Below are 25,559 nucleotides of genomic sequence, written 5' to 3'. Positions count from 1 at the left end.
GACGCGTCAGAGAACCGCGCGCCGCAGCCGTATCATTGCCGGCGTTCGTCAGGCCGATTCGCGGAAGCGGTAGCCGACGCCGTAGAGCGTCTCGATCATGTCGAAGTCGTTATCGACCATCTTGAACTTCTTGCGCAGCCGCTTGATGTGGCTGTCGATCGTGCGGTCATCGACATAGACCTGTTCGTCATAGGCAGCGTCCATCAGTGAATCGCGGCTCTTCACCACGCCGGGGCGCTGCGCCAGCGAATGCAGGATGAGGAATTCGGTAACCGTCAGGGTGACCGGCTCGTTTTTCCAGGTGCAGGTATGACGCTCCTGGTCCATCGACAGCTGGCCGCGCTCCAGCGAGCGCGCCTGCACATCGGCGGCGGTCTTGGCGGCGCCGCCGGAATTTGCTGCAGCCGCGGCTTCCCGGTTGGCCGAACGGCGGAGGATCGCCTTGACGCGCTCAACCAGCAGTCGCTGCGAGAAGGGCTTGGTGATGAAGTCGTCGGCGCCCATCTTCAGGCCGAACAACTCGTCGATCTCCTCGTCCTTGGAGGTGAGGAAGATCACCGGAATGTCCGACTTCTGGCGCAGGCGGCGCAAAAGCTCCATGCCGTCCATGCGCGGCATCTTGATGTCGAAGATGGCCAGCTGTGGTGGCCGGGCAAGCAGCCCATCGAGGGCCGAGGCACCGTCGGTATAGGTTTCGACCTTGTATCCTTCCGCTTCCAGCGCAATCGACACCGAGGTCAGGATGTTCCGGTCGTCATCGACAAGTGCAATCGTCTGCATCGTATAGGTTTCCACCATTTCACTACGCCTCCGCGGAAGCCCGGTCGTCCGGGTCACTGCTGCGGCACGAGGCGTTTCTTGAGTATAAAGGTGGAACAAATTGTGGCGAAGTAAAAAGCAAAAGCAATGTGGCAGGCGGGGAAAGCGCCATTTGGCTGGAAAAAAGCCGTTCGAAAAGCGGCGATTCAACCGATTAAAAAAGCAATAAATTCTTTTAAATCGATTAATATACTGAAATTATTAGATATTTTGAGACAGCAACCTTGTCTTTTCTCACTGCTCCTTTTATGTTCACTAACATTCAACGTTCTTTAGGCAAACCACGGAGGAAAGCTGAACCATGAAGGAACTCGGCATTCGCAACCCATCCCTTGGGCTGGAATCAATCGGTTTCACCAACCTGGACATGGTTCGGTATAACTTCGGCACCGCTGAACTCTATGAGGAAATCCTGCGCCGCAGCGAAGCGCAGCTGACCGCTCATGGCGCTGTGCGTGCCCTGACGGGACAGCATACGGGCCGTTCCCCGAAGGACAAATTCGTCGTCCGCGACGCCAATACGGCGGGCGAAATCTGGTGGGACAACAACAATGAAATGTCGCCAGAGCACTTCGAGATCCTGCATCAGGACATGCTCGACCATGCCAAGGGCAAGTCGCTTTATGTTCAGGACCTGATCGGTGGCGCTGATGCGGAAAACGCGCTGCCGACACGCGTCGTTACGGAATTTGCCTGGCATTCGCTGTTCATCCGCAACCTGCTGATCCGCCCGGAAAAGGCTTCGCTCGCCACTTTCGCACCGAAGCTGACGATCATCGATCTACCGGGTTTCAAGGGTGATCCTGCCCGCCATGGTTGCCGCACCGAAACCGTGATTGCCTGCAACTTCACCAAGGGCATCATCCTGATCGGCGGCACGTCCTATGCCGGCGAGATGAAGAAGTCGGTCTTCACCATGCTCAACTACCTGCTGCCGGCCAAGCGCGTGATGCCGATGCATTGCTCTGCCAATGTCGGTCCGACTGGCGACGCGGCGGTCTTCTTCGGTCTTTCGGGCACCGGCAAGACGACGCTGTCGGCCGATCCGAAGCGTACGCTGATCGGCGACGATGAACACGGCTGGGGCAACGACGGCATCTTCAATTTCGAAGGCGGCTGCTATGCCAAGACCATTCGCCTGTCGGCCGAAGCCGAGCCGGAAATCTTTGCAACGACGCGCCGGTTCGGAACCGTGCTCGAGAACGTCATCCTTGACGACAACCGCGTGCCGGATTTCAATGATGGCTCGCTGACCGAAAATACGCGCTGTGCCTATCCGCTGGACTTCATCCCGAATGCCAGCAAGACCGGCACTGCGGGCCATCCGGGCACGATCATCATGCTGACGGCCGACGCCTTCGGCGTGATGCCGCCGATCGCGCGTCTGACGCCTGACCAGGCCATGTATCACTTCCTCTCCGGTTACACCGCCAAGGTGGCAGGAACGGAAAAGGGCGTGACCGAGCCGGAAGCGACCTTCTCGACCTGCTTCGGCGCCCCCTTCATGCCGCGCCATCCGTCCGAGTATGGCAACCTCTTGAAAACGCTGATTGCAGAACACGGCGTCAATTGCTGGCTCGTGAACACCGGCTGGACCGGTGGCGCCTATGGCACCGGAAACCGCATGCCGATCAAGGCGACGCGCGCGCTGCTTGCAGCAGCACTCGACGGTTCTCTGGCATCGGCGGAGTTCCGCACGGACAGCAATTTCGGTTTCGCCGTGCCTGTTGCGGTTCCCGGCGTCGATAGCAAGATCCTCGATCCGCGCTCGACCTGGAGCGACGGTGCCGCCTATGACGAGCAGGCCCGCAAGCTGGTGGACATGTTCGTTGCCAATTTCGCCAAGTTCGAAAACCACGTCGACGGCAGCGTTCGCGATGCTGCCCCGGGCGCCAAGCTCGCTGCGGAGTAAAAAAGACAACCGAATATAAATCGCAGGCTATGATTCACGTGAAACCCGGCTTGAAAAGGCCGGGTTTTCTTATGTCTGGCGGTTCATGCGTTTTCAAGCTCGCCATCCTGTGAGATAGAGCGATGGAAGGAAGAACGTCATGGCCAGCGATCCGCTTTATATCAACGACAACATCGTCATTGCCGGCTGGGAACTGACGGAGCAATTCGTGCTGGCCGGCGGTCCGGGCGGCCAGAACGTCAACAAGGTCTCGACGGCCGTCCAGTTGTTCTACGGAATCAAGGCATCGCCGGCTTTGCCGGAGCGGGTGCGCGAAAACGCCGTCAAGCTCGCCGGTCGCAAGGTGTCAAAGGACGGCGTTCTAATGATTGAGGCGAGCCGTTTCCGCAGCCAGGAGCGCAATCGCGAGGATGCGCGCGAACGGTTGAAGGAACTGATCCTCAAGGCTGCCGAGCCGCCGCCACCGCCGCGGCGAAAGACCAGGCCGACGAAGGGCTCGATCGAGCGCCGCCTGAAGGAAAAGACGGGGCGCGGCGAAGTCAAGAAGATGCGCGGCCGTCCTGAAAGCGAATGAGGTTTTTCGCACGGACCTTGTTTTTGTCCGTCACTGCACTCTGTTAGGCTGGAGCAATAGGTGTTTCGATGCGGGTTCTTCCCCAGGGTATTCGCCATATCCCCGGCTTTCTCGACCGCGAAAAGCAGGAAGCTCTGGTGGAGAGCATTCGCGCCATCGTCGCGGAGGCCCCGCTTTTCGTGCCGGCGATGCCGAAGACCGGAAAGCCGATGTCGGTGCGCATGACCAATTGCGGCCCGCTCGGCTGGGTGACGGACAAGGAGCGCGGCTATCGGTACCAGCGCGAGCACCCTGTTACCGGAAAGCCTTGGCCGCCGATGCCGGACGCGCTTCTCGATATCTGGCGCGCCGTTTCCGGCCCGTCCAAGGAACCGCAGGCCTGTCTCGTGAATTTCTATAGCGAGGATGCCCGCATGGGCTTGCACCAGGACCGTGATGAGCAGGATCTGGAGACGCCGGTCGTGTCCATTTCGCTCGGCGATAGCTGTCTGTTTCGCGTGGGCGGGCGGGAGCGAAACGACCGGACCCTGTCGTTCAAATTGTCGAGTGGTGATGTCGTCGTGCTGGGCGGCGAGGGGCGTCTTGCCTTTCACGGCGTGGACAGGATCTATCCCAACACCTCGACACTTCTGAAAAACGGCGGCCGCATCAACCTGACACTTCGCCGGGTCACCGTCTGAGCCTCAGAGTTTGCGCAGCGCCACCGTCTCGGTGAGGTGGTTCGGGCCCTTCTGCAGGATCAGGTCGGCGCGCGGCCGCGTCGGCAGGATGTTCTGGCGAAGGTTCTTCAGGTTGATGTTGTTCCAGAGCCCTTCGGCGATCGACAGCGCCTCCTCCTCGCTGACCTCTGCATAGCGCTTGAAGAAGGAATCCGGGTTGCGGAAGGCCGTCTGGCGCAGACGCATGAAACGGTCGACGTACCAGCTGTGGATCAGGCTTTCCTCGGCGTCGATATAGATCGAGAAATCGAAGAAATCCGAGACCATCGGCACGATCTTGCCGTCTGCCGGCAGGTTGCGCGACTGCAGCACGTTGATGCCTTCGAAGATGAGGATATCCGGCCGGTCGATGATCTGGAATTGGTCGGGCAGCACGTCGTAGGTCAGGTGCGAATAGGTTGGCGCCTTGACGTTCGGCTGGCCGGCCTTGATCGCCGACAGGAAGCGCAAGAGCGCGCCGATGTCGTAGCTCTCGGGAAAGCCCTTGCGGTCCATCATGTTTTCCCGAAGCAGCGTCGCATTGGGAAAGAGGAAACCGTCGGTCGTCACCAGATCGACCTTCGGGCTCGATGGCCAGCGCGACAGGAGCTCGGCGAGAATACGCGCCGTGGTCGATTTTCCGACGGCGACCGAACCCGCGATACCGATGACGAAGGGCGTTTTCGCCTCTCCGGACATGCTGAGGAAACGCTGCCGCTGGGCAAACAGCATCTGCGAGGATTCGACATGGGCCGACAGAAGCCGCGACAAGGACAGGTAGATGCGCCGGACTTCGTCGAGATCGACGGGGTCGTTGAGCGACCGCAGACGTTGAACCTCATCGGCCGTCAGCGTCAAAGGCGTGTCGGCGCGGAAGCGGGACCATTCCTCGGCCGAGAAGAAACGATAGGGGGAATAGTCGGTGTTGCCGAAATGATCCGGAATATCGGCTGGGCCTATGTCTTTTGCCGCGATGGTCATGAATTCTCTACCGGCTCGCCTTTTCCTGGAGACCCGACTGGCGGGTGCGCCGTTCGAGTTCGCTCATCACATCCTGCAACGGAATATCAGCAATTTTCAAGACGACCATAAGGTGATAGAGCAGATCGGCACTTTCCGCGACGAGATTGGCGCGGTCGTTCGAAATCGCCGCGATCACTGTCTCCACCGCTTCCTCGCCAAGTTTCTTGGCAGCCTTCGCCTGGCCATGGGCCACGAGTTTTGCTGTCCAGGAGTGCTCCGGCGACGCCGTGGCGCGCTCGGCGACGATCGCCTCGAGGCTGGAAAGAGAAAAGTCGCTCATCGGTTTCCGTCCTGTCGCTCAGTCGAGCCGCATGGCGATGCCATGCTCTGCCATATAGCGCTTGGCCTCGCCGATGCTATAGGTGCCGAAATGGAAGATCGAGGCGGCAAGCACTGCCGTCGCATGCCCGTCGCGAATGCCTTCGACCATATGGTCGAGGTTACCGACACCGCCCGAAGCGATGACCGGAACCGAAACACGGTCGGCGATGGTGCGGGTGAGCGCGATGTCGTAGCCGGTCTTCTGGCCGTCGCGGTCCATCGAGGTCAGCAGGAGCTCGCCGGCGCCGCGCTCTACCATCTTATCGGCGAATGCGACAGCGTCGAGACCCGTCGCCTGGCGTCCGCCATGGGTGAAGATCTCCCAGCGGTCTTCCTCGCCGGGCTGCGACACCTTCTTGGAATCGATCGAGACGACGATGCACTGGTTGCCGAACTTGTCGGCCGCCTCGGCAACGAAATCGGGGTTCTTCACCGCGGCCGAGTTGATCGAGACCTTGTCGGCGCCCGCGAGCAGCAGCTTGCGGATATCGGCAATCGTGCGCACCCCGCCGCCGACAGTGAGCGGCATGAAGCAATGGTCGGCAGTGCGCGCCACGACGTCGAAGATGGTGTCGCGGTTATCCGAGGAGGCGGTGATGTCGAGGAAGCAGAGCTCATCGGCACCGGCGGCATCATAGGCCTTGGCCGATTCGACGGGGTCGCCGGCATCGATCAGGTCGACGAAGCTGACGCCCTTGACGACGCGGCCGTCCTTGACGTCGAGGCAGGGGATAACACGGGCTTTGAGGGTCATAGGACAGCCTCTTTCTTGGTTTGCGCGTGCTCGCCGCTTTGCGGCTGCGGGCGTCGCGGCATGTCCTTGACGTCGAGGCAGGGAATGACACGGGCATTTAAAGTCATGCCGATTTTCCTTTCGCGCTGCGAATAAGGGTCAGCGCCTCGGTCGGGTCGATGCGGCCGTCATAGAGCGCGCGGCCGGAAATGGCGCCTTCAAGTTTCACTGCGTCGGGTTCAAGCATGCGGCGGATATCGTCCATCGAGGCAAGGCCGCCCGACGCGATCACCGGGATGGAGACGGCGTCGGCCAGTTCCAGCGTCGACGCCCAGTTGATGCCGGTCAGGATGCCGTCGCGGTCGATATCAGTATAGATGATTGCCGAAACGCCGGCGCCCTCGAATTTCTTCGCCAGTTCGATGACACCGAGTTCGGAGGCTTCCGCCCAGCCCTCGACCGCCACCTTGCCGCCCTTGGCGTCGATACCGACGGCAACCTTGTCCGGGAATTTCCGGCAGGCCTCGATGACCAGCGCCGGATCACGCACGGCGACGGTGCCGAGAATGACACGGGCAAGCCCGCGTGACAGCCAGTTCTCGATATGATCGAGCGTGCGGATGCCGCCGCCGAGCTGCACCGGATTTTTCGTGGCTTTCAGGATCGCATCGACAGCTGCCCCGTTGACCGTCTCGCCGGCAAAGGCACCGTTGAGATCGACCACGTGCAGCCATTCGAACCCCTGGTCCTCGAAGGCCTTGGCCTGGGCGCCGGGGTCGGGATTGTAGACGGTCGCCTGTTCCATGTCGCCGAGCTTGAGGCGCACGCACTGGCCGTCTTTGAGGTCGATGGCGGGAAAGAGGATCATGTCAGGGCTTCCAGCGCAGGAAATTCGAGATGAGGGCGAGGCCGAGCGTCTGGCTCTTTTCCGGATGGAACTGCGCGCCAGCCTTGTTGCCCTGGGCGACAAAGGCGGTCACCACGCCGCCATACGAGGTCGTGGCGATCAGGTCGTCCGGGTTTTCGACGGCGAGGTGGTAGGAATGGACGAAATAGGCGTGCAGCCCATCCTCGCCGGTCTTGATGCCATCGAACAGAGGATGCGGCTTCCTCAGCTCCAGCGTATTCCAGCCGATTTGCGGGATTTTCAGGGTCGGATCGGCGGGCACCATCTCAACGACATCGCCCCTGATCCAGCCGAGCCCTTGAGTGGTCGTCTTTTCCAGCCCGCGCGACGACATCAGCTGCATGCCGACGCAGATGCCGAGGAAGGGACGGGCGGATTTTTCCACCGCTTCCGCCAGCGCCGCCTGCATGCCGTCCACCGCGTCGAGACCACGGCGGCAGTCGGCATAGGCGCCGACGCCGGGCAGGACGATGCGGTCGGCGCTTGCGACGCGGTCAGCCTTGTCGGTGAGGTCGATCTCCGCGTCGATGCCGGCTTCACGGGCGGCACGCTCAAAGGCTTTCGTTGCCGAGCGCAGATTGCCGGATCCGTAGTCAATGATCGCAACGCGCATCAGCGTTCTCCATAATTCTCAAACAGGCCGAAGGCCGGGCGGTTTTCGGATCGTGCCGTCGACGGCGGCAGCGCCGGGAGCTGCCTCGCGGCATCGCCGGACGCCGTCGCCTGCGCAGCCGTCTCGTGGTCGTAGATCATTTCGGCAAGGGCCAGATCATCGGTCGCGATGACCGATTGGAGCGTCCAGCCGGCAGCTTCCAGTCGCCGCGCGACAAAGGCCGGACCTTCGAGAGCGACGAGAAGGCGCAACGCCAGTCCGATCAGAAGCCCCGCCAGCATGGCGCGGAGCTCCGAGGTCAGGATGGCGATGGTCGACTGCAGGATGGCAACCGTGACGCCTGCAATCCACTGTCTTTTGACGAGCAGCCAGATCGCCGGAAAGAGAAAGGCAATCCAGGAAAACTTGTCGGCGATGAACCGCGCATCCTCGTCGTTTCTGAGGGCGGCGGGCGGTGTCAGAACCAGATAGGAGGCCATGTCAGCCAACTTTCAATATGGCCCGGTCAGACCAGCGTGCCCTTGGTGGAGGGAACGCGGCCTGCCTGGCGCGGATCGATCTCTGTTGCCGTGCGAAGCACGCGGGCAACGGCCTTGAAGCAGGTTTCGGAGATATGATGGTTGTTGGCGCCGTAGATGTTCTGCACATGCAGCGTGATGCCGCCATGCTGAGCCAGAGCCTGGAAGAATTCGCGCACCAGTTCGGTATCGAAAGTACCGATCTTCGGCGCGGAGAAGGCGACGTTCCAGACGAGGAAGGGACGGCCCGAGACATCGACGGCGGCGCGCGTCATCGTCTCGTCCATGGCAAGGTCGAGCGAGGCGTAGCGGGTAATGCCGCTCCGTTCGCCGAGCGCCTTGGAGAGGGCCTGGCCGATGGCGATGCCGGTGTCTTCCACCGTGTGGTGATCGTCGACATGCCGGTCGCCGTCGGCGGTGATGTCCATGTCGATCAGCGAATGGCGGGAAAGTTGTTCCAGCATATGATCGAAGAAGCCGACGCCCGTCGAAATGCGCGATGTACCGGTGCCGTCGATGTTGACGGATACGGTGATCGAGGTTTCGTTGGTCTTGCGCGAAACGCTGCCGGTGCGCTTGGCTTGCTGGTCGGCCATCAGGTTCTCCCGAATGTAACAGAGCCGCTCCATATCAGGCGGTGGGCGAAATATCCAGAACCGGTACGGTGATTCTCGCGGACGCGAAGCGCAGCCGACTTAAGCGCGGCAGGGAAGTGGGATGGGGCTATTTGCAATCAGCAAAAGCGCCCTTACATACGCTTCAACAGGGCCGATGTTCGGCTCTTTGAAAAGGCCCGGCAGCCGGGCAGGTAGGTATTTCATGACAACAATTATTACCGTCCGAAAGGGCGGACAGGTGGTGATGGCCGGCGACGGCCAGGTGAGCCTCGGCCAGACCGTGATGAAGGGCAATGCGCGAAAAGTCCGCCGCCTCGGCAAGGGCGACGTGATCGCTGGTTTCGCGGGCGCCACCGCCGATGCCTTTACGCTCCTGGAGCGGCTGGAAGCCAAGCTCGAGCAGTATCCGGACCAGCTGATGCGCGCCGCCGTCGAGCTTGCCAAGGACTGGCGCACCAATAAATATCTGCGCAATCTCGAAGCGATGATGCTGGTGGCCGACAAATCGATCACGCTGGCGATCACCGGCAATGGCGATGTGCTTGAACCCGAACACGGCACGATCGCCATCGGCTCGGGTGGCAATTTTGCCTTTGCGGCTGCTCGCGCGCTGATGGATTCGGACAAGACGGCCGAAGAGGTCGCCCGCCGGGCGATGGAGATCGCCGGTGATATCTGCGTCTATACCAACGGCAATATCGTCATCGAAAAGCTCGATGCAGCCTGATCCATCCATCGCCTTCGCGGCTGTTGACGAGAGCCATATGCCGATGCTGTTCGGCTGGCTTTCGCAGCGGCATGTGCGGCAATGGTGGGGTGAGCCGGATGAAGAGCTGAAACTGATCCGTGACGGCTGCTTAACCGGTGAAGTCGAAGGCTTCGTCTTTTCCGTCGATGGCGAACCGGCCGGCTACATCCAGTCCTGGCTGCCGACGCAATATGAGAGCGAGCCCTGGGCTAAGGATCTGACGCCGGATACGCCGGGTGTCGACATTTTTGTCGGACCGCCCGGCATGATCGGCAAGGGCATTGCGCCTGTGGTGATCAGAGCCTTTGCGGCGAGACTTTTTGCAGGCACCGCGCCACGGATCATCATCGATCCCGATGCAGAGAATAAACGGGCCCTGCGGGCTTATGCCAAGGCGGGTTTTACCCCTTATGGCGAATGGAACGACAGCACTGGGCGAACAATCCTGATGGAATTGACCCGGATAGAATTTGAGAGGATGTCATGACCACATTTTCACCCCGCGAAATCGTGTCGGAGCTCGACCGGTTCATCATCGGCCAGCACGATGCCAAGCGCGCTGTCGCCATCGCTCTGCGCAACCGCTGGCGCCGCCAGCAACTCACCGACGAGCTGCGTGACGAGGTGATGCCGAAGAACATCCTGATGATCGGGCCGACCGGCGTCGGCAAGACGGAGATTTCGCGCCGTCTTGCCAAGCTCGCCGGCGCCCCCTTCATTAAGGTCGAGGCGACGAAATTCACCGAAGTTGGGTATGTCGGCCGCGATGTCGAGCAGATCGTCCGCGACCTCGTCGAGGTTGGCATCGGCCTGGTGCGCGAGAAGAAGCGGGCCGATGTCAAGGCAAAGGCGCATCTGAATGCAGAAGAGCGCGTACTCGATGCTCTCGTGGGCGCCACCGCCTCACCGGCGACGCGCGACAGCTTCCGCAAGAAGCTGCGCGCCAACGAACTGGACGACAAGGAAATCGACATCGATATTGCCGATACATCGACGCCCGGCGGCTTCGAGATTCCCGGCATGCCGGGCGCCAATATCGGCGTCCTCAACCTGTCGGAGATGTTCGGCAAGGCGATGGGTCAGCGGACCAAGAAGGTTCGCACGACGGTCAAGGACTCTTACGGCATCCTGATCAACGATGAATCAGACAAGCTCCTCGACAACGAGGAGATCCAGCGCGAAGCGGTGCGCTCCGCGGAAAACGACGGCATCGTCTTCCTCGATGAGATCGACAAGATCGCGGCGCGCGACGGCGGCATGGGCGCCGGTGTTTCACGCGAAGGCGTGCAGCGTGACTTGCTTCCGCTCGTCGAAGGCACGACGGTTGCGACCAAATATGGCCCGGTGAAAACCGACCATATCCTGTTCATCGCCTCGGGTGCGTTCCACGTCTCGAAGCCGTCGGACCTGCTCCCCGAGCTTCAGGGCCGCCTGCCGATCCGTGTCGAGCTGAAGGCGCTGACCAAGGAAGACTTCCGCCGCATTCTCACCGAAACCGAAGTCAGCCTGATCCGGCAATACAAGGCACTGCTGGAAACGGAGGGCGTCAACCTGGACTTCACCGACGATGCAATTGACGCGCTCGCCGATGTTGCCGTTATGCTCAATTCGAGCGTCGAGAATATCGGCGCCCGGCGGCTGCAGACGGTGATGGAGCGGGTGCTCGATGAAATCTCCTATGTGGCGCCTGACAAGTCCGGTGAATCGCTGAAGATCGATGCGGACTATGTGAAGACTCATGTCGGCGATCTCGCTGCCAATACGGACCTGTCGCGCTATATTCTGTAACGGCAGTACGTCGCGAAACCGAACAGGGCGTCCGTCATGCGATGGGCGCCCTTGTTGTTTCCTCAGCCGGCGCGCGATAAGCGTTTCTGCGTGCCGGGCATGATTCCGACACGATTCTGCCGCATGCGTCCCCGCGCATCAAAGCCAGTCTTGCCAGGTCACAGGAAAACCGCTCGTGCGCGCCATCGTTCAAATGCTTGTTCTTGCGGGAATGATTCTCGTTACCGGCCCCGCTGTTGCCGACGGATTGCGCGTCGTGCCCGAAGGCAACCGGTATCAGGAGCAGCCGAACGTTCCCGGCGCCTCGATGCGGCGAACGAAAGCCGGGAAGACATCCTTCGATGCGAAATACGAGAAAGTGCGCAATCTTCTTGCGACTGACGGCAAGCTGATGAGCAAGATCAAGTCGACGGCGCGTGCCTATGGCATCGATCCGATCCATATGATCGGCGCCATCGTCGGCGAACATACCTACAATGTCGATGCCTATGACCGGCTGCAGTCCTATTACGTCAAGGCCGCCGCCTATGCCGGCGACAGTTTCCGCTTCGGCTATGAGGGCGAAGGTGTCGCCCAATTCGTGTCGCGGCCGGAATTTGCCAAATGCGAGGGCAAGAAGAGCTCCTATGCGCTGTGGAGTTGCCGCGAAAGCGTGTGGGACAGCCAATTCCGCGGCAATTCGGTGGGTGGGATGCCCTATCCGAACAATCGCTTCAGCGCCGTCTTCTTCCAGCCGTTTTTCGCGGGCCAGACATTCGGTCTTGGCCAGATCAATCCGCTGACGGCTCTTATGTTGACCGACATGGTGTCGAGCGTCTCCGGCTATGACCGGCTGGATGAAAACAACGCGTCTGGCGTCTACGCGGCAATCATGGATCCCGATCAGTCGCTCGCCTACATGGCGGCCTCGATCCGTCATTCAATCGACGCCTACAAGTCGATCGCCGGCATGGATATTTCCGGCAATCCCGGCATCACCGCGACCCTCTACAATGTCGGCAATCCCGACCAGCGCGCTGCAGCACTTGCCGCCAGGAACGAGGGCGGCGAGGTGCAGTGGCCCGAGGAAAATTATTATGGCTGGCTGGTCAATGACAAGCTGGCGGAATTGAGGGCGCTGCTCTAACTTTCCTGAATTCGCCACAGCTTTATGCGACGGTGTGTGGTTGGAGCCGCCAATGTGTGGCGGTCCGGAAAGCCCATCCATGGATATGAGACCTGAACCGTTCGAGCCGCCTGCGCCGATCCCGCGCACGGTGCCGCCGTCGCGGCTGCAAATCATCCGCACCGTAATGCGCAATCCGCTCGAATTGTGGGGCGAGCCCTCCTATACGCTGCCCTGGATCGACACCAAGTTCATCAACCAGCGCACCCTGATCGTCAACGATCCGAACCTGATCCGCCACGTGCTGGTCGAGAATGCCTCGAACTACGAAATGTCCAAGGTCCGCCGCCTCATTCTGCGGCCGATCCTGCGCGACGGGTTGCTGACGGCCGAGGGCGAGGTGTGGAAGCGGTCGCGCAAGGCGATGGCGCCGGCCTTCACGCCGCGTCATGCCAGAGGTTTCGCCAAGCAGATGCTGGCCAAGACCGAGGAATATGTCGTGAAGTATGATGAGGCGGCCGCCACAGGATCGGTCGTCAACATCGCCAACGACATGACCGAGCTGACCTACGGAATTCTCTCGGAGACGTTGTTTTCCGGACAGATCGCGGCCGAAACCGAGGGGTTTGCCGATAGTGTCGAACGGCTGCTGCATCGCATGGGCCGCGTCGATCCCATGGACCTTTTGCTGGCGCCGCCCTGGGTGCCGCGGCTCACGCGCATCGGCGGCGCCAAGGTGATGGCGGAATTCCGCGGGATCGTCGAGAAAACCATGGACGACCGTCGCCAGTTGATGCGCTCGGATCCGGCGTCGGCGCCGCAAGACTTCCTGACGCTGCTTCTGCAACTGGAAGGGCCGGAGGGGCTGTCGACCGACGAAATTTCCGACAATATCCTGACCTTCATCGGTGCCGGCCACGAAACGACGGCGCGAGCGCTTGCCTGGACGCTCTATTGCGTCGCCAATTCCCCGCATGTACGCGACAATATGGAGGCGGAGATCGATCGCGTGCTGTCGAGCGGTGCCGAACCGGTAGACTGGCTCGATCTGATGCCGCATGTACGCGCGTCCTTCGAGGAGGGGATGCGGCTCTATCCGCCAGCGCCCTCGATCAACCGTGCGGCGATCAAGGCCGATTCATGGACCTCGCCGGAAGGGGAGCGGGTAGAGATCCCCAAGGGCATTTCGGTCCTGATCATGCCCTGGACGCTGCATCGCCATATGCTCTACTGGGAAAAACCGCGCGCCTTCATGCCGGAACGGTTCCTGCCGGAAAATCGTGACAAGCTGCATCGGTTCCAGTACCTGCCGTTCGGAGCAGGCCCGCGCATCTGCATCGGCGCCACTTTTGCACTGCAGGAAGCGGTGATCGCGCTTGGCGTCATGATGAAGCGGTTCCGGTTCGATATGACGCCGGAAACCAAGCCCTGGCCGGTGCAACGGCTGACGACGCAGCCTAGGGGCGGGCTGCCGTTGAGGGTGTCGGCTCGGTAAATGTCTTGCCCGGCGTTTCCGATTGCACGGCGCGGATCGGCGAATCGGCCGGCACCGGCTCCTGCAGCTGTTTCTTCGGCTTCTTGATCGTCTTGATCTGCGCACAGGTGGAATCGCCGACGCCTTCGCACGGCTTGTAGACGACGATTTCGCTGCCCGCCCCGTCATCCCAGACGGCCTGGATGGTCAGTGTCTTTGCCTCTCCAGCCGGCAGCGAGATATAGACATATTCGTTGGTATTGTCCTCGGGCAGGTTGAAGGGGATGTGCGGATTGCATTTCCCGAGCGGGAACCGTTTGTCGAGAGCATCCGAATTGACCGAGTAGCGAATTTCCGAAAGCCGGCAATGCATGGTCTGCAGCGTGGTGAAATAGATCAGCTGCTTGTCGTCGTAATTACGGAACTGGATCCAGCCGGTTGTCTTGTTGGCGTCGAGCATCGCCTTGTAGATCGAGACATCGGGAAGGACCGGCTTGTATTCCTCCTCGTCCTCGGCGTCCTCAGCAAAAACAGGACCGGAAAGGGCCGGGCAACCCGCAAGTGCTATCGCCAGAAAGAGCATGCGTGAGAAACCGGTCATGCGATGATCCTCTTTTTTCGCGTTGTCGCTGCGCCGAAATTCCCATGTCGGCGCAGCGATGGCCTTTCGCTGAAAGATGTCATATCACCTCGTCCATGTGCTTTGAAGCCGGGTTTCCGGCGCCTGCTTGAATGGACGTTGCTTTGACTGAACATCTTCTCCTCGGTATCGACACAGGCGGAACCTATACCGATGCGGTTCTTTTCAGCGAGACCAAAGGGGTTGTCGCCAAGGCGAAGTCGCTGACCACCCGTCACGACCTCTCCGTCGGCATCGCCGGTGCCGTCGAGGCGGTACTGGAGCAGGCCAAGGCTCCCGCTTCCGCCATCAGCCTCGTTTCGCTGTCGACGACGCTTGCGACCAATGCGCTGGTCGAGGGCCAGGGCGGCCGCGCCGGTCTCGTCATGATCGGTTTCGGTCCGGACGATCTGAAGCGCGACGGATTGCAGGAAGCGCTCGGCTCCGATCCGGTGATCTTCCTGCCGGGCGGCCATAATGTGCATGGCGGCGAGACGCTGCTCGACTTGACGACGCTGGATGCGGCGTTGCCGCAGCTTTCGCGAGAAGTTTCGTCCTTCGCGATCGCCGGCTATTTTGCCGTGCGGAATCCGGCTCACGAGCAGCGGGTGCGTGATCGTATCCGCGAAGCCTCGCATCTGCCGGTCACCTGCAGCCACGAACTGTCTTCCAAGTTGGGCGGTCCGCGGCGGGCTCTCACGACGCTGCTCAATGCCCGCCTGGTCTCGATGATCGACCGGCTGATCGGCGCCTGCGAAGGCTTTTTGCAACAGCGCGGCATCGATGTGCCGATGATGGTGGTACGCGGCGACGGCGCGTTGATTTCCGCTGCCGAAGCGCGGTTGCGGCCGATCGAGACTATTCTCTCCGGCCCCGCCGCAAGCCTTGTCGGCGCGCGGCACCTGACCGGCCTCGACAATGCCGTCGTTTCCGATATCGGCGGCACCACGACGGATGTGGCGGTGCTCGACCAGGGACGCCCGCGTCTCGATGCGGAGGGTGCCGTTGTCGGCGGTTTCCGCACCATGGTCGAGGCGGTCGCCATGCGCACGTTCGGCCTTGGCGGCGATTCGGAGGTCCGCATCAACGATCGTGGCCTTAAGGCGAAGATCGATCTCGGACCGCGCCGGTTCCTGCCTCTGAGCCTTGCGGCTGCGCAGCATGAGGATGCGGTGATTTCCGTGCTCGAACGGCAGCTGCGCACGCCCCATGTCGGCCGCCACGACGGCCGTTTTGCGGTCCGCACAGGCCTTCCTGACCATCTGGCGAGCGGCCTTCACCTGCAGGAACGGGCCTTGTATGAGCGGATCGGCGCTGTCCCGGTATCGGTGGAGCATCTTTTGACGAACACGCCGCAGAAGGCGACGTTGGACCGGTTGGTGGCACGTGGTCTCGTGCATATCTGCGGCCTGACGCCGTCCGATGCCATGCATGTGCTCGGACGCCAGGGGCAGTGGAATGCTACGGCCGCGCGGCTGGGCGCGGAACTCGCTGCGCGCACGAAGGACGGTTCGGGCAAACCGATTGCCGCGTCGGCCGAGGAACTGTCGGAGATGATCGTCGCGCGGCTGACGCGTCAGTCCGCCGAGGCCATTCTTTCTTCCTGCCTGGCGGAAGATGGTGCGGCGATCGATCCGGCGGTATCGTTGGCCGTCGACCGGGCGCTGAAGCGTGAGCCCGGCATTGTCGGCTTTTCTCTTTCCCTCGACCGGCCGCTGGTCGGGCTCGGCGCTTCCGCGCCGGTCTATTATCCGGCCATCGCCGAAATGTTGCGTGCAGAGTCGTGCATTCCGGAAGAAGCGGGTGTCGCCAATGCGGTCGGCGCGGTCGTCGGCCAGGTACGGGCTTCGGTGACCGTCTTTGTCACGACGCCGGAAGAGGGTATCTTCATCGTCAACGGTGCCGGGCCGAGCAGCCGTTTCCTTGACGAGGGGCAGGCCTTTGCATCAGCGCGCGAGCGGGCGGAGACGGCAGCCCTTGCCGCGGCGCGGGCGAACGGTGCGGATGAGCCGGCGGTGACGATGCGTGAGGAAATCGATGCGCCGGAGATCGAGGGCAGCCGCAAGCTCATCGAGGCACGGTTTACGGTCGTCGCCAGCGGCCGGCCGCGTGTTGCGCACGATTGATTTGTTCGATTTCGGAAATAATTCTTCGTATTTTCGCTGGATTGACAGGGAATGAAACAGTGAGAGACTGCAGTCTCTCATATTTGAGCGTTATTTCAGGGAGTTGCCGATGGGTCGGATTGAAAAGAATGGGCTGAAAATCGATGCAGGCCTGCACGATTTCCTAGTGAACGAGGCGCTGCCTGGCACCGGTATCGACGTCGATCGATTCTACTCGGGTTTTTCTCAGATCATTCACGATCTGGCGCCGAAAAATCGCAAGCTTCTGGCCAAGCGCGATGCTCTTCAGGAGAAGCTGGATGATTGGTACCGAAAGAACGGCGCGCCGGTCGATATCGCCGCCTACGAAAATTTTCTGAAGGAGATCGGTTATCTGCTGCCGGAGGGGCCGGATTTCTCCGTTTCCACCAGCAATGTCGATCCCGAAATTGCGACGATCGCCGGGCCGCAGCTCGTCGTTCCCGTCATGAACGCGCGCTATGCCCTGAATGCTGCCAATGCCCGCTGGGGCTCGCTGTATGACGCGCTCTACGGCACCGACGCCATCAGCGAAGACGGCGGCGCTGAAAAGGGCAAGGGCTATAACCCGGTTCGCGGCCAGAAGGTTATTGCCTGGTCGCGCGGCTTTCTCGATGCCAGTGCGCCGCTTGCTGCCGGAAGCTGGAGCGATGTCACCGGATTTGCGGTTACGGGCTCAAGCCTGACGATATCGAGGGCTGCCGGTGCGACGACACTCGCCGATGCGGCGCAGTTTGCCGGCTCTCGCGGCGATGCGGCGTCGCCATCTCATCTGCTCCTGAAAAAGAACAACCTGCATATCGAGATCGTCATCGATGCCTCGACGGCGACCGGCAAGGACGATCCGGCGCATATTTCCGACGTCATCCTCGAATCGGCGATTACCGCGATCATGGATTGCGAGGATTCCGTCGCCGCCGTCGATGCGGAAGACAAGGTCGTCGTTTATCGCAACTGGCTCGGCCTGATGAAGGGCGATCTTCAGGAGGACGTCACCAAGGGGGCTAAGACGTTTACACGCAAGCTCAACCCGGATTTTAGCTTCACCGCGCCGGATGGATCGGAGATTTCGCTTAAAGGTCGCGCCCTAATGCTGGTGCGCAATGTCGGGCACCTGATGACCAATCCGGCCATTTTCGATCGCGACGGCAACGAGGTTCCGGAGGGCATCATGGACGCCATGATCACCGGCCTGATTGCCTTGCACGACATCGGCCCAAACGGCGGCCGGATGAATTCGCGCGAAGGCTCGATCTATATCGTCAAGCCGAAAATGCATGGTCCGGAGGAGGTCGCCTTCGCCTCGGAAATCTTCGGTCGCGTCGAAGAGGTGCTCGGCATGGCCCCCAATACCATGAAAATGGGCATCATGGACGAAGAGCGCCGCACCACCGTCAACCTGAAGGAATGTATCCGGGCGGCGAAAGACCGCGTCGTCTTCATCAATACCGGCTTCCTCGATCGGACCGGCGACGAGATGCACACCTCGATGGAGGCCGGCCCCATGATCCGCAAGGGCGACATGAAACAGGCGGCCTGGATCGCGGCTTACGAAAACTGGAATGTCGATATCGGGCTGGAATGCGGCCTGTCCGGCCATGCCCAGATCGGCAAGGGCATGTGGGCGATGCCCGACCTGATGGCGGCGATGCTGGAGCAGAAGATCGCCCATCCGAGGGCGGGCGCGAACACGGCCTGGGTTCCCTCGCCGACGGCCGCGACGCTGCATGCAACCCACTATCACAAGGTCGATGTCGCCGAGGTCCAGGCCAGCCTGAAGAGTCGCCCCCGGGCAAAACTCAGCGATATTCTGTCCGTTCCCGTCGCGCCGCGTCCCAACTGGACGCCGGAGGAAATCCAGCGCGAACTCGACAACAATGCCCAGGGCATTCTCGGCTATGTCGTCCGCTGGATCGACCAGGGCGTCGGTTGCTCCAAGGTTCCCGACATCAACAATATCGGCCTGATGGAAGACCGTGCGACCCTGCGGATTTCCGCCCAGCATATGGCCAACTGGCTGCACCATGGCATCGTTACCGAGGAGCAGATCGTCGAGACGATGAAGCGCATGGCGGCGGTCGTCGATGGCCAGAATGCCGGTGATCCGGCCTACACGCCGATGGCCGGCAATTTCGGCGGCTCCATCGCCTTTCAGGCAGCGCTCGAACTGGTGCTGAAGGGTCGCGAACAGCCGAACGGCTACACCGAACCTGTCCTGCACCGCCGCCGGCTGGAGCTGAAGGCAAGTCAGGTAATTTCGTGACCAGGAGCCAAGGTTGCGAACCTGTACCGTGGGCCTGCGAGCGACAGGCCGAACGCCGCCTGGCGCTTCTCGGCCGCGAATCAAAAATCCCCGGACGAGCCGGGGATTGGAAAGCATCTGCGATGAACGCCGGGTTTCGTTACTGCTGGACGATGACGCGGGTGTTCTTGCCCGGACGAACGCGTGCGTAGAGGTCGATGATGTCCTGGTTGATCATCCGGATGCAGCCCGAAGAGGCCGCGGTGCCGATCGATGTCCATTCCGGCGATCCGTGAATACGGAAGAGCGTATCCTTGCCTTCGTCGTTGAACAGGTACATGGCGCGCGCGCCGAGTGGGTTGCGTAGGCCCGGGCCCATGCCGTCCTCGACATATTGTGCCACTTCCGGTTTGCGCTCGGCCATTTCCTTCGGCGGATGCCAGGTCGGCCATTCCTGTTTCCAGGCGACGTAGGCGCGGCCTTCCCATGCGAAGCCTGCCTTGCCGACGCCGATGCCGTAGCGAACGGCCTTGCGGCCGGGCAGCACGAAATAGAGGAAACGGTTCGGGGTGTTGACGATGATTGTGCCGGGCTTTTCAGGCGTCGTATAGTCGACGATCTGGCGGTGGAAGCGCTCATTGACCTTGTTGATCGGGATCGCCGGCAAGGCGTAGCCGTGGTCTTCGACCGGACCGTAACCATTGGAGAAAATCTGGTTGGTCGCGACTTTTTCACCGATCGGAGAGATCGGTGCCGTGGAGCAACTGGCCAAAGCGAGGGTGGCCGCGAGGCTGCACAGCAGAACTGCATTGCGGAAGCGCATGGGTGTCTCTTAAAATGAAGTTAAGAATATCTGGGTCGGCTCGACCATCAGCGATTATGGTTTATTTTCGATTAACATCCCGATTGCAAGTGAATGCGATGCAGCATTTCTGTCGGATGTGTCAAAAACTCCACGGAGTGCTTTTTTGCAACAAAAGCGGCCTTGTGCCAGAGTTTAATGCATGGCGATTCTCTCTATCCACAACGATAGCCCTCTGATCGACGGGCGGCAGTCGCAGCGCGCGCTGATGGTGCGCCGCGGCGTGCAGCGATTCTTGCATGAAATGCGTCATGCGGTGCTGCCGGAGTTGACGCTTGCGAGCGGAAGGCGGGCGGATCTGATCTCCATCTCGCCGAAGGGCGATATCTGGATTGTCGAGATCAAGACCTCGATCGAGGATTTCAAGGTCGACCGGAAATGGCCCGATTACCGGATGCATTCGGACCGGCTTTACTTCGCCACCCATACTGGCGTGCCGCTCGATATCTTTCCGGAAGAATGCGGGTTGCTCCTGTCGGACGGCTATGATGCGGAGATGATCCGCGACGCGCCGGAGCACAGGCTTGCGGCTCCGACGCGAAAGTCGGTATCCCTCAATTTCGCGCGGGCCGCGGCGCAGCGGCTGATGCTGGCGGAATGGTCGGCAGATCGGGCGGGCGATACCAGCCCGAACATGCGCGAGATCGGCTCGGTCTCGCTGGATAGCGAGACGTAAGACGGCGCCCTCTACTTGGGTGCGCGTTTCGCAAGGATACGCTGCAGCGTCCGCCGGTGCATGTTCAGCCTCCGGGCGGTTTCGGAAACATTGCGCTCGCACATTTCATAGACCCGCTGGATATGCTCCCAGCGGACGCGGTCGGCCGACATCGGGTTTTCCGGGGGCTCGGCGCGTTCGCCAGCTCTCTGCACCAATGCTGCGAAGATGTCGTCGGCGTCGGCCGGCTTGGCGAGATAGTCGACGGCGCCGAGCTTCACGGCGTTGACGGCGGTGGCGATGTTGCCATAGCCGGTCAGCATGATGATGCGGGTGTCGTCGCGCTTGGCGCGGATCGCTTCGATCACGTCGAGACCGCTACCGTCGCCCAACCGCAGATCGACGACCGCGTGTTTCGGCGGACGGGTCTTCGCCTTGGCGATGCCTTCGGCGACGGATTCGGCGATATCGACGGAAAAGCCACGCGTCTCCATCGCGCGGGCAAGGCGGCGCAGGAAGGGGGCGTCGTCATCGACGATCAGCAGGGAGGTGTCGGCTCCGATCAACGATGCATCCAGCTTGCCGTCACCGGGGGCGGCTGCCTGTTCGGTCGTTCTTTCCGTCATGTCGCAATCCTCGGCGCAGGGCTCAATTTTTTCTGCGCTCTATGTAAGTTCGCATATTCCCGGTTCAAAATGCCATAAAGTCATTTTGTAAGTTTCGTGTCCATCAGCATGCGTGGCCATTCGACGCTGACGCGCGCACCCGGCTTGTCCGGGCCGCCGTTTTCGAAAGTCAGTTTGGCGCCCGAGCGCTCCAGCAGCGTCTTGGCGATGAACAGGCCGAGGCCCAGTCCACCGGCGCTGTCGTCCTTCTGGCGTTTGGTCACGTAGGGTTCGCCGATTCGGCTGAGAATGTCAGGCGCATAGCCGTCGCCATCATCCTCGATAGTGACCGAGACGATGTCCGGCGTATGAGTGACCGTGACCGTTACTTCCTTCTTGGCGTAGTCGACGGCGTTTTCCAGAAGATTGCCGAGGCCGTAGAGAATGCCGGCATTGCGGTTGCCGACGGGCTCGGTGGCGCGATCGCCTCTTTCGACCAGGTTGATCTGGATGCCGAATTCACGGTGCGGTGCCATCACCTCCTCGATCAACGACGATAGCGGCAGATGCCGCATATGGGCTTCGTTCTCGGAAGACAAAGTCGTCAGCCGCCGCAGGATATCGCGGCAGCGTTCGCTCTGGCTGCGCAACAATTGCACGTCCTCGCCAAAACGCGGGTCGTCGCCGAGCTCGCGTTCCATCTCCTTGGCGACGACACTGATGGTAGCAAGCGGTGTTCCGAGTTCGTGCGCCGCCGCCGCTGCCAACCCGTCGAGCTGTGACAGGTGTTTTTCCCGCTGCAGTACCAGTTCCGTTGCTGTCAGCGCCTCGGAAAGTTCGCTCGCCTCCAGCGAGACGCGGTAAGTATAGAAGGCCGCAAAGGCCGTGGTCGAAACGATGGCGAACCAGAACCCCGCCGTCAGGATCGTCGGTACCAGAAGCACGACGCCCGGATACCACGGCAGCGGAAAGGGCGTGAACGCCAGCGCTGTGATGCCAAGAATGGCGAGGACCGCAAGGGCGACGCTGTGCCATTTGGGTTGCGAGGCGGAGGAAATGATCACCGGCACGCAGACAAGCGGTGCAAAAGGATTGGCGAGGCCGCCGGTGATGAAGAGAAGTGCGGTCAATTGCGCCAGGTCGATGCCGAGCAGGGCAAAAGCCGCAGACGGCTGCAACCGGTGCGTCGGCGGGTAGCGGATCGTGAGATAGGCATTGACCCAGGCAAGAACGGCGATGAGCGAGGAACAGGCAATCAGCGGCAAGGGGAATTGCAGCCAGAACGCGGTGATGATCACTGCGATCGATTGCCCGCCGACCGCCAGCCAGCGCAGACGAACGATCGTCTGCAGGCGCAGCACCCGGCTTGTGGTCGGTTCATCACTTTCGATTGCTGCCACGGTCATCCGGTTTCCTGTCGTCAAGGTCACTGCCGTTCATGTACCACGCGGTTTTGCCCGTGTCGTCGGCAGCGCATTTGCCGGATCCTCCGGCCAGGGGTGTTTCGGATAGCGGCCGCGCATATCGGCACGGACATCCTTCCAGGACCCGGACCAGAATCCCGGCAGATCGCGCGTGGTCTGCATTGGTTTGTGACCGGGCGAGATCAGCTCCAGAAGCAATGGCCTCCGCCCGCCACCGATCGACGGATGGGTTTTCAATCCGAAGAGCTCCTGCACGCGGATCGACAGAACCGGTTCGTCGCCGTCATAGCGGATCGGATGGCGCTGTCCCGTCGGCGCCTCGAAATGGGTCGGTGCGAGGCGTGCCAGATCGCGGGCAATCTCGTGCGGCACCAGCGACTGCAATCCTTCGGAAAGGCCGGCGGCGCTGATGTCGTCGATGCCCCGCGTCTCACCCTGAAGGGGCACGAACCAATCCTCCAGCCGTGCAAGCAGGCTCTCGTCCGACATATCCGGCCAGGGGTTGCCGATGGTGCGGTACAGGAAGCCGATCCGGTCACGCAATTGAGCGGCCTCCTTCGAGAACGGCAGAACGGCCAGACCGAGTTGGCGCAGGCCCTCGGCCAGCGCACGAGCGGACTGTTCGCCGCGCGGCCGCGGAAGCGGCGTCTCCTCGAAAACGATGGCGCCCAGGCGCGTCACCCGCCTTGCCCGGACCTGCCGGCTTGGCTTGTCGAAGAACGTCTGGTCCTCGCGAATGATCGCTTGCGGCATATGGGCTTCGACATCGGCGCGGGAAATCTCGGCGGCGGCAAGAATGCGCTGGCCGCCGGCTCGCCCGGTGAGGTCGGCAATGACCAGCATCGAAGCGCCGGCCAGTCGCTCGGTTTCCGGCAGTTCCGCGCCGCGGCCATTGGCCATGACGAAACGCCCGCGCCCTCCGCGCTGCAAGGCGATCCGGTCCGGAAAGGCGTGCATCAGCAGGATACCCGGCTGCACCGGGTCGTTCGTCTCCTTGCCGGCACTCAAACCCTTTGCCATTCGCCGGGCAAGGCCGCGCGAGGCATCAGCACGATCGCCGCGCTCGGACTTGAAACGACGCAGCCGGTCTTCGAGATCGATACCATTTCCACCTAATCCTTGCTCGGTCAGGAGAACGGCCAGAAGACAGGCCTCATACGCCTGTCCCTCCTCCGCCGCCAAAACGGCCATGGCGGCGAGACGCGGCGGCAGGGCCAGCTGGCGGATTTGCTTTCCCCGCGCCGTCAACGCGCCGTTGGCATCGAGCGCGCCAAGTTGAGTGAGCAGCACTTTCGCCTCCTGCCATGTCGTGGCCGGCGGCAGGTCGAGAAAGGCGAGCCCAGCTGGATCGGTCACGCCCCAATGGGCAAGGTCAAGCACGAGACCGGACAGGTCGCTGGAGAGAATTTGCGGCGGCGTGAAGGCCGGAAGCGCTGCCGTCTGGCCTTGATGCCAGAGGCGGATGGCAACGCCCGGCTCCGTGCGTCCGGCGCGGCCCGCTCGCTGGTCGGCGGAGGCGCGAGAGACACGGACGGTCTCCAGTCGGGTGATGCCGGTGGAGGCCTCGAAGGCGGGAAGCCGCTGAAGCCCGCTGTCGATGACGATACGAACCCCATCGATGGTGATGGACGTCTCGGCGATCGAGGTGGCCAGCACGATCTTGCGCGTGCCCGCAGGTGCCGGGCGGATCGCCGCGTCCTGCTCCTTCTGGCTGAGATTGCCAAAGAGCGGCGTGACAACGGTGGTCGCGTCGAACCGACCCTCCAGCCGCTCGGCCGTGCGGGTGATTTCCGCCTGCCCCGGCAGGAAGGCAAGGATCGAACCCGTTTCCTGACGGTGAGCTTCGATGATCGCTCGCGTCACGGCATCGTCCACCCGTTCGGTGGACGGCCGTTCCTGATAGCGCACATCCACCGGAAAGCTGCGCCCCTGGCTTTCGATGACCGGGGCGCCGCCAAGAAGCCCGGCAACGCGCTCGACGTCCAGCGTTGCCGACATCACGATCAGCTTCAGATCGGCGCGCAGCGCCTGCTGCACGTCGAGCGCCAGCGCCAGACCGAAATCGGCATCCAGCGATCGCTCATGAAACTCGTCGAACAAGACGACCGAAACATCGGGCAGTTCCGGATCGTCGAGCAGCATGCGGGCAAAGACGCCCTCGGTCACCACTTCGATGCGGGTCCTGGCGGAGACCCGGCTGTCGAGCCGCATGCGGTAGCCCACCGTCTCGCCCACCGTTTCGCCGAGCAGGCTTGCCATGCGGCCGGCAGCGGCGCGCGCGGCAAGCCGCCGCGGCTCGAGCAGGATGATCCGGCCGTCGCCGCGCCAGGATTGCTCCAGCAGGAAGAGCGGCACCAATGTGGTCTTGCCGGCACCCGGTGGGGCGGACAACACGACCGAGGGTGCCTGTGCCAGAGCCTGCCCAAGTTTCGGAAGGACAGCCTTCACGGGCAGGTCTGGCAGGGTGCTCGTCACATTCATTGACCTGTATCCTCGCCAACCCGCCGTGCGGATGCTTGCGCGCCGGCGCGGTCAGACGCAACGAACGGCAGTTCTTCGCTCTTCGCCCTGAAAAAAATTCGGTGGCCCATCTGGTAGCCGGGGCCGAAGCCGGGTGGATCCATGGTAGTCAGGAGACCGGCTGGGCGGCCAGTCGCAGAAGGCCACAGTCGTGTCCAGACAGCCGGACTTATGCAAATCTCATCCAAAAAGAGACCGTCTGCGTTGCCGTCGGGTTTCATTCACATCCTCATCGCGCGCCAGTCGCGCAATAGCAAGTGCGGTCGTGGCGGCGCAATGGGAAATCCGGCGAAGGGAACGATGGCCTCCGCCGATGGGGGACCAAAAACCGAGAGCGATCCAGTGGCGTCCATCAGATCTGCAGCGAACGCTCGAAGGCGAGAATGGCACCTGCCAGGTCTTCCAGTGCGGCACCCACCGATTTGAACAGAGTGATCTCGCCGTCCTCAATGCGCCCCCGATGCCTTCCTCGCGTCAGTTCCGTCAGGTCTGCCATCACCGAGCCCGCCGTGATGATGCCGGCGCGCAGCGGCTGCACGAGGTCGCCGCCTTCGCTGAGCGCGCCGTCGCGGGTATCGACGAACAGTGTGGCGCGCTCCACCGCCCGGTCGTCGGATTCGCGCATGCTCGGCTTGAAG

General features: G+C 61.7%; 25 protein-coding genes (1 of these 25 only partly in view). 11 read left to right on the top strand and 14 right to left on the bottom strand.

Translation table 11 applies throughout. From position 1 onward, the window contains the following. Positions 1-48: 48 nt before the first annotated feature. A complete protein-coding gene (locus ACSQ2W_RS07505; protein WP_085995046.1) occupies positions 49-780 on the bottom strand; it encodes a response regulator transcription factor in 732 nt (243 codons plus the stop codon). Positions 781-1,120: 340 nt separating this feature from the next. On the opposite strand from ACSQ2W_RS07505, the gene ACSQ2W_RS07500 reads away from it, so the two are divergent. From ACSQ2W_RS07500 to ACSQ2W_RS07490, 3 genes are all read left to right on the top strand, one after another. Continuing rightward, positions 1,121-2,731: a phosphoenolpyruvate carboxykinase gene (locus ACSQ2W_RS07500; protein ID WP_436085693.1), complete on the top strand. Its 1,611-nt coding sequence runs from the start codon at positions 1,121-1,123 to the stop codon at positions 2,729-2,731. A 139-nt stretch (positions 2,732-2,870) separates the two neighbouring features. After that, positions 2,871-3,305 (top strand): alternative ribosome rescue aminoacyl-tRNA hydrolase ArfB, encoded by a 435-nt coding sequence (gene arfB / locus ACSQ2W_RS07495; RefSeq protein ID WP_436085692.1) that lies wholly within the window; start codon positions 2,871-2,873, stop codon positions 3,303-3,305. 68 nt (positions 3,306-3,373) lie between these two features. After that, positions 3,374-3,985: an alpha-ketoglutarate-dependent dioxygenase AlkB family protein gene (locus ACSQ2W_RS07490; protein WP_436085691.1), complete on the top strand. Its 612-nt coding sequence runs from the start codon at positions 3,374-3,376 to the stop codon at positions 3,983-3,985. A 3-nt stretch (positions 3,986-3,988) separates the two neighbouring features. On the opposite strand, the gene coaA is transcribed toward ACSQ2W_RS07490, so the two are convergent. The 7 genes from coaA to hisB form a co-directional block, all read right to left on the bottom strand. Continuing rightward, complete coding sequence (gene coaA, locus ACSQ2W_RS07485; RefSeq protein ID WP_436085690.1) at positions 3,989-4,984, bottom strand: type I pantothenate kinase; 996 nt, start codon at positions 4,982-4,984, stop codon at positions 3,989-3,991. 7 nt (positions 4,985-4,991) lie between these two features. Next, positions 4,992-5,306, bottom strand: a complete 315-nt coding sequence (locus ACSQ2W_RS07480; RefSeq protein ID WP_436085689.1) for a phosphoribosyl-ATP diphosphatase — start codon at positions 5,304-5,306, stop codon at positions 4,992-4,994. An 18-nt stretch (positions 5,307-5,324) separates the two neighbouring features. Beyond that, positions 5,325-6,101 (bottom strand): imidazole glycerol phosphate synthase subunit HisF, encoded by a 777-nt coding sequence (gene hisF / locus ACSQ2W_RS07475; RefSeq protein ID WP_436085688.1) that lies wholly within the window; start codon positions 6,099-6,101, stop codon positions 5,325-5,327. A gap of 103 nt (positions 6,102-6,204) precedes the next feature. Beyond that, positions 6,205-6,948, bottom strand: coding sequence for a 1-(5-phosphoribosyl)-5-[(5-phosphoribosylamino)methylideneamino]imidazole-4-carboxamide isomerase (gene hisA / locus ACSQ2W_RS07470; protein WP_436085687.1), 744 nt, complete (start codon positions 6,946-6,948; stop codon positions 6,205-6,207). 1 nt (position 6,949) lies between these two features. Beyond that, complete coding sequence (hisH, locus tag ACSQ2W_RS07465; RefSeq protein WP_436085686.1) at positions 6,950-7,600, bottom strand: imidazole glycerol phosphate synthase subunit HisH; 651 nt, start codon at positions 7,598-7,600, stop codon at positions 6,950-6,952. Beyond that, positions 7,600-8,079: a DUF2628 domain-containing protein gene (locus ACSQ2W_RS07460; RefSeq protein ID WP_436085685.1), complete on the bottom strand. Its 480-nt coding sequence runs from the start codon at positions 8,077-8,079 to the stop codon at positions 7,600-7,602. Before ACSQ2W_RS07460 ends, hisH begins: the two co-directional genes overlap by 1 nt. Positions 8,080-8,105: 26 nt before the next feature. Next, positions 8,106-8,714: an imidazoleglycerol-phosphate dehydratase HisB gene (gene hisB, locus ACSQ2W_RS07455; protein WP_436085684.1), complete on the bottom strand. Its 609-nt coding sequence runs from the start codon at positions 8,712-8,714 to the stop codon at positions 8,106-8,108. Between the two features lie 223 nt (positions 8,715-8,937). On the opposite strand from hisB, the gene hslV reads away from it, so the two are divergent. From hslV to ACSQ2W_RS07430, 5 genes are all read left to right on the top strand, one after another. After that, positions 8,938-9,462 carry an ATP-dependent protease subunit HslV gene (gene hslV / locus ACSQ2W_RS07450; protein WP_436085683.1) on the top strand — a complete coding sequence of 175 codons (525 nt, stop codon included), beginning with the start codon at positions 8,938-8,940 and terminating at the stop codon, positions 9,460-9,462. Continuing rightward, the gene (locus ACSQ2W_RS07445; RefSeq protein ID WP_436085682.1) at positions 9,452-9,970 is read left to right on the top strand and encodes a GNAT family N-acetyltransferase; all 519 of its coding nucleotides are present in this window, start codon (positions 9,452-9,454) and stop codon (positions 9,968-9,970) included. Before hslV ends, ACSQ2W_RS07445 begins: the two co-directional genes overlap by 11 nt. Continuing rightward, entirely contained in the window at positions 9,967-11,271 is a 1,305-nt protein-coding gene (gene hslU, locus ACSQ2W_RS07440; RefSeq protein WP_436085681.1) for an ATP-dependent protease ATPase subunit HslU, read from the top strand. Before ACSQ2W_RS07445 ends, hslU begins: the two co-directional genes overlap by 4 nt. Before the next feature lie 211 nt (positions 11,272-11,482). Next, the gene (locus ACSQ2W_RS07435; RefSeq protein ID WP_436087701.1) at positions 11,483-12,397 is read left to right on the top strand and encodes a DUF1402 family protein; all 915 of its coding nucleotides are present in this window, start codon (positions 11,483-11,485) and stop codon (positions 12,395-12,397) included. 79 nt (positions 12,398-12,476) lie between these two features. Continuing rightward, entirely contained in the window at positions 12,477-13,871 is a 1,395-nt protein-coding gene (locus ACSQ2W_RS07430; protein WP_436085680.1) for a cytochrome P450, read from the top strand. Here ACSQ2W_RS07430 and ACSQ2W_RS07425 read toward each other — a convergent pair. After that, positions 13,834-14,451 (bottom strand): hypothetical protein, encoded by a 618-nt coding sequence (locus ACSQ2W_RS07425; RefSeq protein WP_436085679.1) that lies wholly within the window; start codon positions 14,449-14,451, stop codon positions 13,834-13,836. The genes ACSQ2W_RS07430 and ACSQ2W_RS07425 overlap by 38 nt on opposite strands. Positions 14,452-14,594: 143 nt before the next feature. Here ACSQ2W_RS07425 and ACSQ2W_RS07420 point away from each other — a divergent pair, with 143 nt between their 5' ends. Together ACSQ2W_RS07420 and ACSQ2W_RS07415 are read left to right on the top strand one after the other, a co-directional pair. After that, complete coding sequence (locus tag ACSQ2W_RS07420; RefSeq protein ID WP_436085678.1) at positions 14,595-16,595, top strand: hydantoinase/oxoprolinase N-terminal domain-containing protein; 2,001 nt, start codon at positions 14,595-14,597, stop codon at positions 16,593-16,595. 109 nt (positions 16,596-16,704) lie between these two features. Continuing rightward, entirely contained in the window at positions 16,705-18,876 is a 2,172-nt protein-coding gene (locus tag ACSQ2W_RS07415; RefSeq protein WP_436085677.1) for a malate synthase G, read from the top strand. 139 nt (positions 18,877-19,015) lie between these two features. Here the strand turns inward: ACSQ2W_RS07415 and ACSQ2W_RS07410 are convergent, their stop codons facing one another. Further along, on the bottom strand, positions 19,016-19,678 hold the full coding sequence (locus ACSQ2W_RS07410) for a L,D-transpeptidase (RefSeq protein WP_436085676.1): 663 nt from the start codon (positions 19,676-19,678) through the stop codon (positions 19,016-19,018). 181 nt (positions 19,679-19,859) lie between these two features. Between ACSQ2W_RS07410 and ACSQ2W_RS07405 the strand changes: the two genes are divergently transcribed. After that, positions 19,860-20,393, top strand: coding sequence for an MmcB family DNA repair protein (locus ACSQ2W_RS07405; protein ID WP_436085675.1), 534 nt, complete (start codon positions 19,860-19,862; stop codon positions 20,391-20,393). A gap of 11 nt (positions 20,394-20,404) precedes the next feature. Here ACSQ2W_RS07405 and ACSQ2W_RS07400 read toward each other — a convergent pair whose 3' ends face one another. The 4 genes from ACSQ2W_RS07400 to ACSQ2W_RS07385 all read right to left on the bottom strand — a co-directional run. Further along, a complete protein-coding gene (locus ACSQ2W_RS07400) occupies positions 20,405-20,998 on the bottom strand; it encodes an ActR/PrrA/RegA family redox response regulator transcription factor (RefSeq protein ID WP_436085674.1) in 594 nt (197 codons plus the stop codon). 80 nt (positions 20,999-21,078) lie between these two features. Further along, positions 21,079-22,383: an ActS/PrrB/RegB family redox-sensitive histidine kinase gene (locus ACSQ2W_RS07395; protein WP_436085673.1), complete on the bottom strand. Its 1,305-nt coding sequence runs from the start codon at positions 22,381-22,383 to the stop codon at positions 21,079-21,081. A gap of 30 nt (positions 22,384-22,413) precedes the next feature. Then, positions 22,414-24,882, bottom strand: a complete 2,469-nt coding sequence (gene hrpB, locus ACSQ2W_RS07390; protein ID WP_436085672.1) for an ATP-dependent helicase HrpB — start codon at positions 24,880-24,882, stop codon at positions 22,414-22,416. Between the two features lie 391 nt (positions 24,883-25,273). After that, positions 25,274-25,559, bottom strand: partial view of an ornithine cyclodeaminase family protein gene (locus ACSQ2W_RS07385; protein WP_436085671.1) — the end only. Its footprint extends 659 nt past the window's final position; only the last 286 of its 945 coding nucleotides appear in the window; its start codon lies off the right edge, out of view; the stop codon is at positions 25,274-25,276.

Source organism: Pararhizobium sp. LjRoot255 (genome assembly GCF_964252905.1).
In the GTDB taxonomy this organism is placed as follows: Bacteria; Pseudomonadota; Alphaproteobacteria; order Rhizobiales; family Rhizobiaceae; genus Pararhizobium.
The sequence above is the reverse complement of the archived record's forward strand: the minus strand, read 5'-3'. Positions and strand labels throughout refer to the sequence as shown.

What these genes read in the sequence shown, in the direction of transcription:
- ACSQ2W_RS07505 (WP_085995046.1), bottom strand. Translation starts at nt 780, where the DNA reads ATGCAGACGATTGCACTTGTCGATGACGACCGGAACATCCTGACCTCG.
- ACSQ2W_RS07500 (WP_436085693.1), top strand. Translation starts at nt 1,121, where the DNA reads ATGAAGGAACTCGGCATTCGCAACCCATCCCTTGGGCTGGAATCAATC.
- arfB (WP_436085692.1), top strand. Translation starts at nt 2,871, where the DNA reads ATGGCCAGCGATCCGCTTTATATCAACGACAACATCGTCATTGCCGGC.
- ACSQ2W_RS07490 (WP_436085691.1), top strand. Translation starts at nt 3,374, where the DNA reads ATGCGGGTTCTTCCCCAGGGTATTCGCCATATCCCCGGCTTTCTCGAC.
- coaA (WP_436085690.1), bottom strand. Translation starts at nt 4,984, where the DNA reads ATGACCATCGCGGCAAAAGACATAGGCCCAGCCGATATTCCGGATCAT.
- ACSQ2W_RS07480 (WP_436085689.1), bottom strand. Translation starts at nt 5,306, where the DNA reads ATGAGCGACTTTTCTCTTTCCAGCCTCGAGGCGATCGTCGCCGAGCGC.
- hisF (WP_436085688.1), bottom strand. Translation starts at nt 6,101, where the DNA reads ATGACCCTCAAAGCCCGTGTTATCCCCTGCCTCGACGTCAAGGACGGC.
- hisA (WP_436085687.1), bottom strand. Translation starts at nt 6,948, where the DNA reads ATGATCCTCTTTCCCGCCATCGACCTCAAAGACGGCCAGTGCGTGCGC.
- hisH (WP_436085686.1), bottom strand. Translation starts at nt 7,600, where the DNA reads ATGCGCGTTGCGATCATTGACTACGGATCCGGCAATCTGCGCTCGGCA.
- ACSQ2W_RS07460 (WP_436085685.1), bottom strand. Translation starts at nt 8,079, where the DNA reads ATGGCCTCCTATCTGGTTCTGACACCGCCCGCCGCCCTCAGAAACGAC.
- hisB (WP_436085684.1), bottom strand. Translation starts at nt 8,714, where the DNA reads ATGGCCGACCAGCAAGCCAAGCGCACCGGCAGCGTTTCGCGCAAGACC.
- hslV (WP_436085683.1), top strand. Translation starts at nt 8,938, where the DNA reads ATGACAACAATTATTACCGTCCGAAAGGGCGGACAGGTGGTGATGGCC.
- ACSQ2W_RS07445 (WP_436085682.1), top strand. Translation starts at nt 9,452, where the DNA reads ATGCAGCCTGATCCATCCATCGCCTTCGCGGCTGTTGACGAGAGCCAT.
- hslU (WP_436085681.1), top strand. Translation starts at nt 9,967, where the DNA reads ATGACCACATTTTCACCCCGCGAAATCGTGTCGGAGCTCGACCGGTTC.
- ACSQ2W_RS07435 (WP_436087701.1), top strand. Translation starts at nt 11,483, where the DNA reads ATGATTCTCGTTACCGGCCCCGCTGTTGCCGACGGATTGCGCGTCGTG.
- ACSQ2W_RS07430 (WP_436085680.1), top strand. Translation starts at nt 12,477, where the DNA reads ATGGATATGAGACCTGAACCGTTCGAGCCGCCTGCGCCGATCCCGCGC.
- ACSQ2W_RS07425 (WP_436085679.1), bottom strand. Translation starts at nt 14,451, where the DNA reads ATGACCGGTTTCTCACGCATGCTCTTTCTGGCGATAGCACTTGCGGGT.
- ACSQ2W_RS07415 (WP_436085677.1), top strand. Translation starts at nt 16,705, where the DNA reads ATGGGTCGGATTGAAAAGAATGGGCTGAAAATCGATGCAGGCCTGCAC.
- ACSQ2W_RS07410 (WP_436085676.1), bottom strand. Translation starts at nt 19,678, where the DNA reads ATGCGCTTCCGCAATGCAGTTCTGCTGTGCAGCCTCGCGGCCACCCTC.
- ACSQ2W_RS07405 (WP_436085675.1), top strand. Translation starts at nt 19,860, where the DNA reads ATGGCGATTCTCTCTATCCACAACGATAGCCCTCTGATCGACGGGCGG.
- ACSQ2W_RS07400 (WP_436085674.1), bottom strand. Translation starts at nt 20,998, where the DNA reads ATGACGGAAAGAACGACCGAACAGGCAGCCGCCCCCGGTGACGGCAAG.
- ACSQ2W_RS07395 (WP_436085673.1), bottom strand. Translation starts at nt 22,383, where the DNA reads ATGACCGTGGCAGCAATCGAAAGTGATGAACCGACCACAAGCCGGGTG.
- hrpB (WP_436085672.1), bottom strand. Translation starts at nt 24,882, where the DNA reads ATGAATGTGACGAGCACCCTGCCAGACCTGCCCGTGAAGGCTGTCCTT.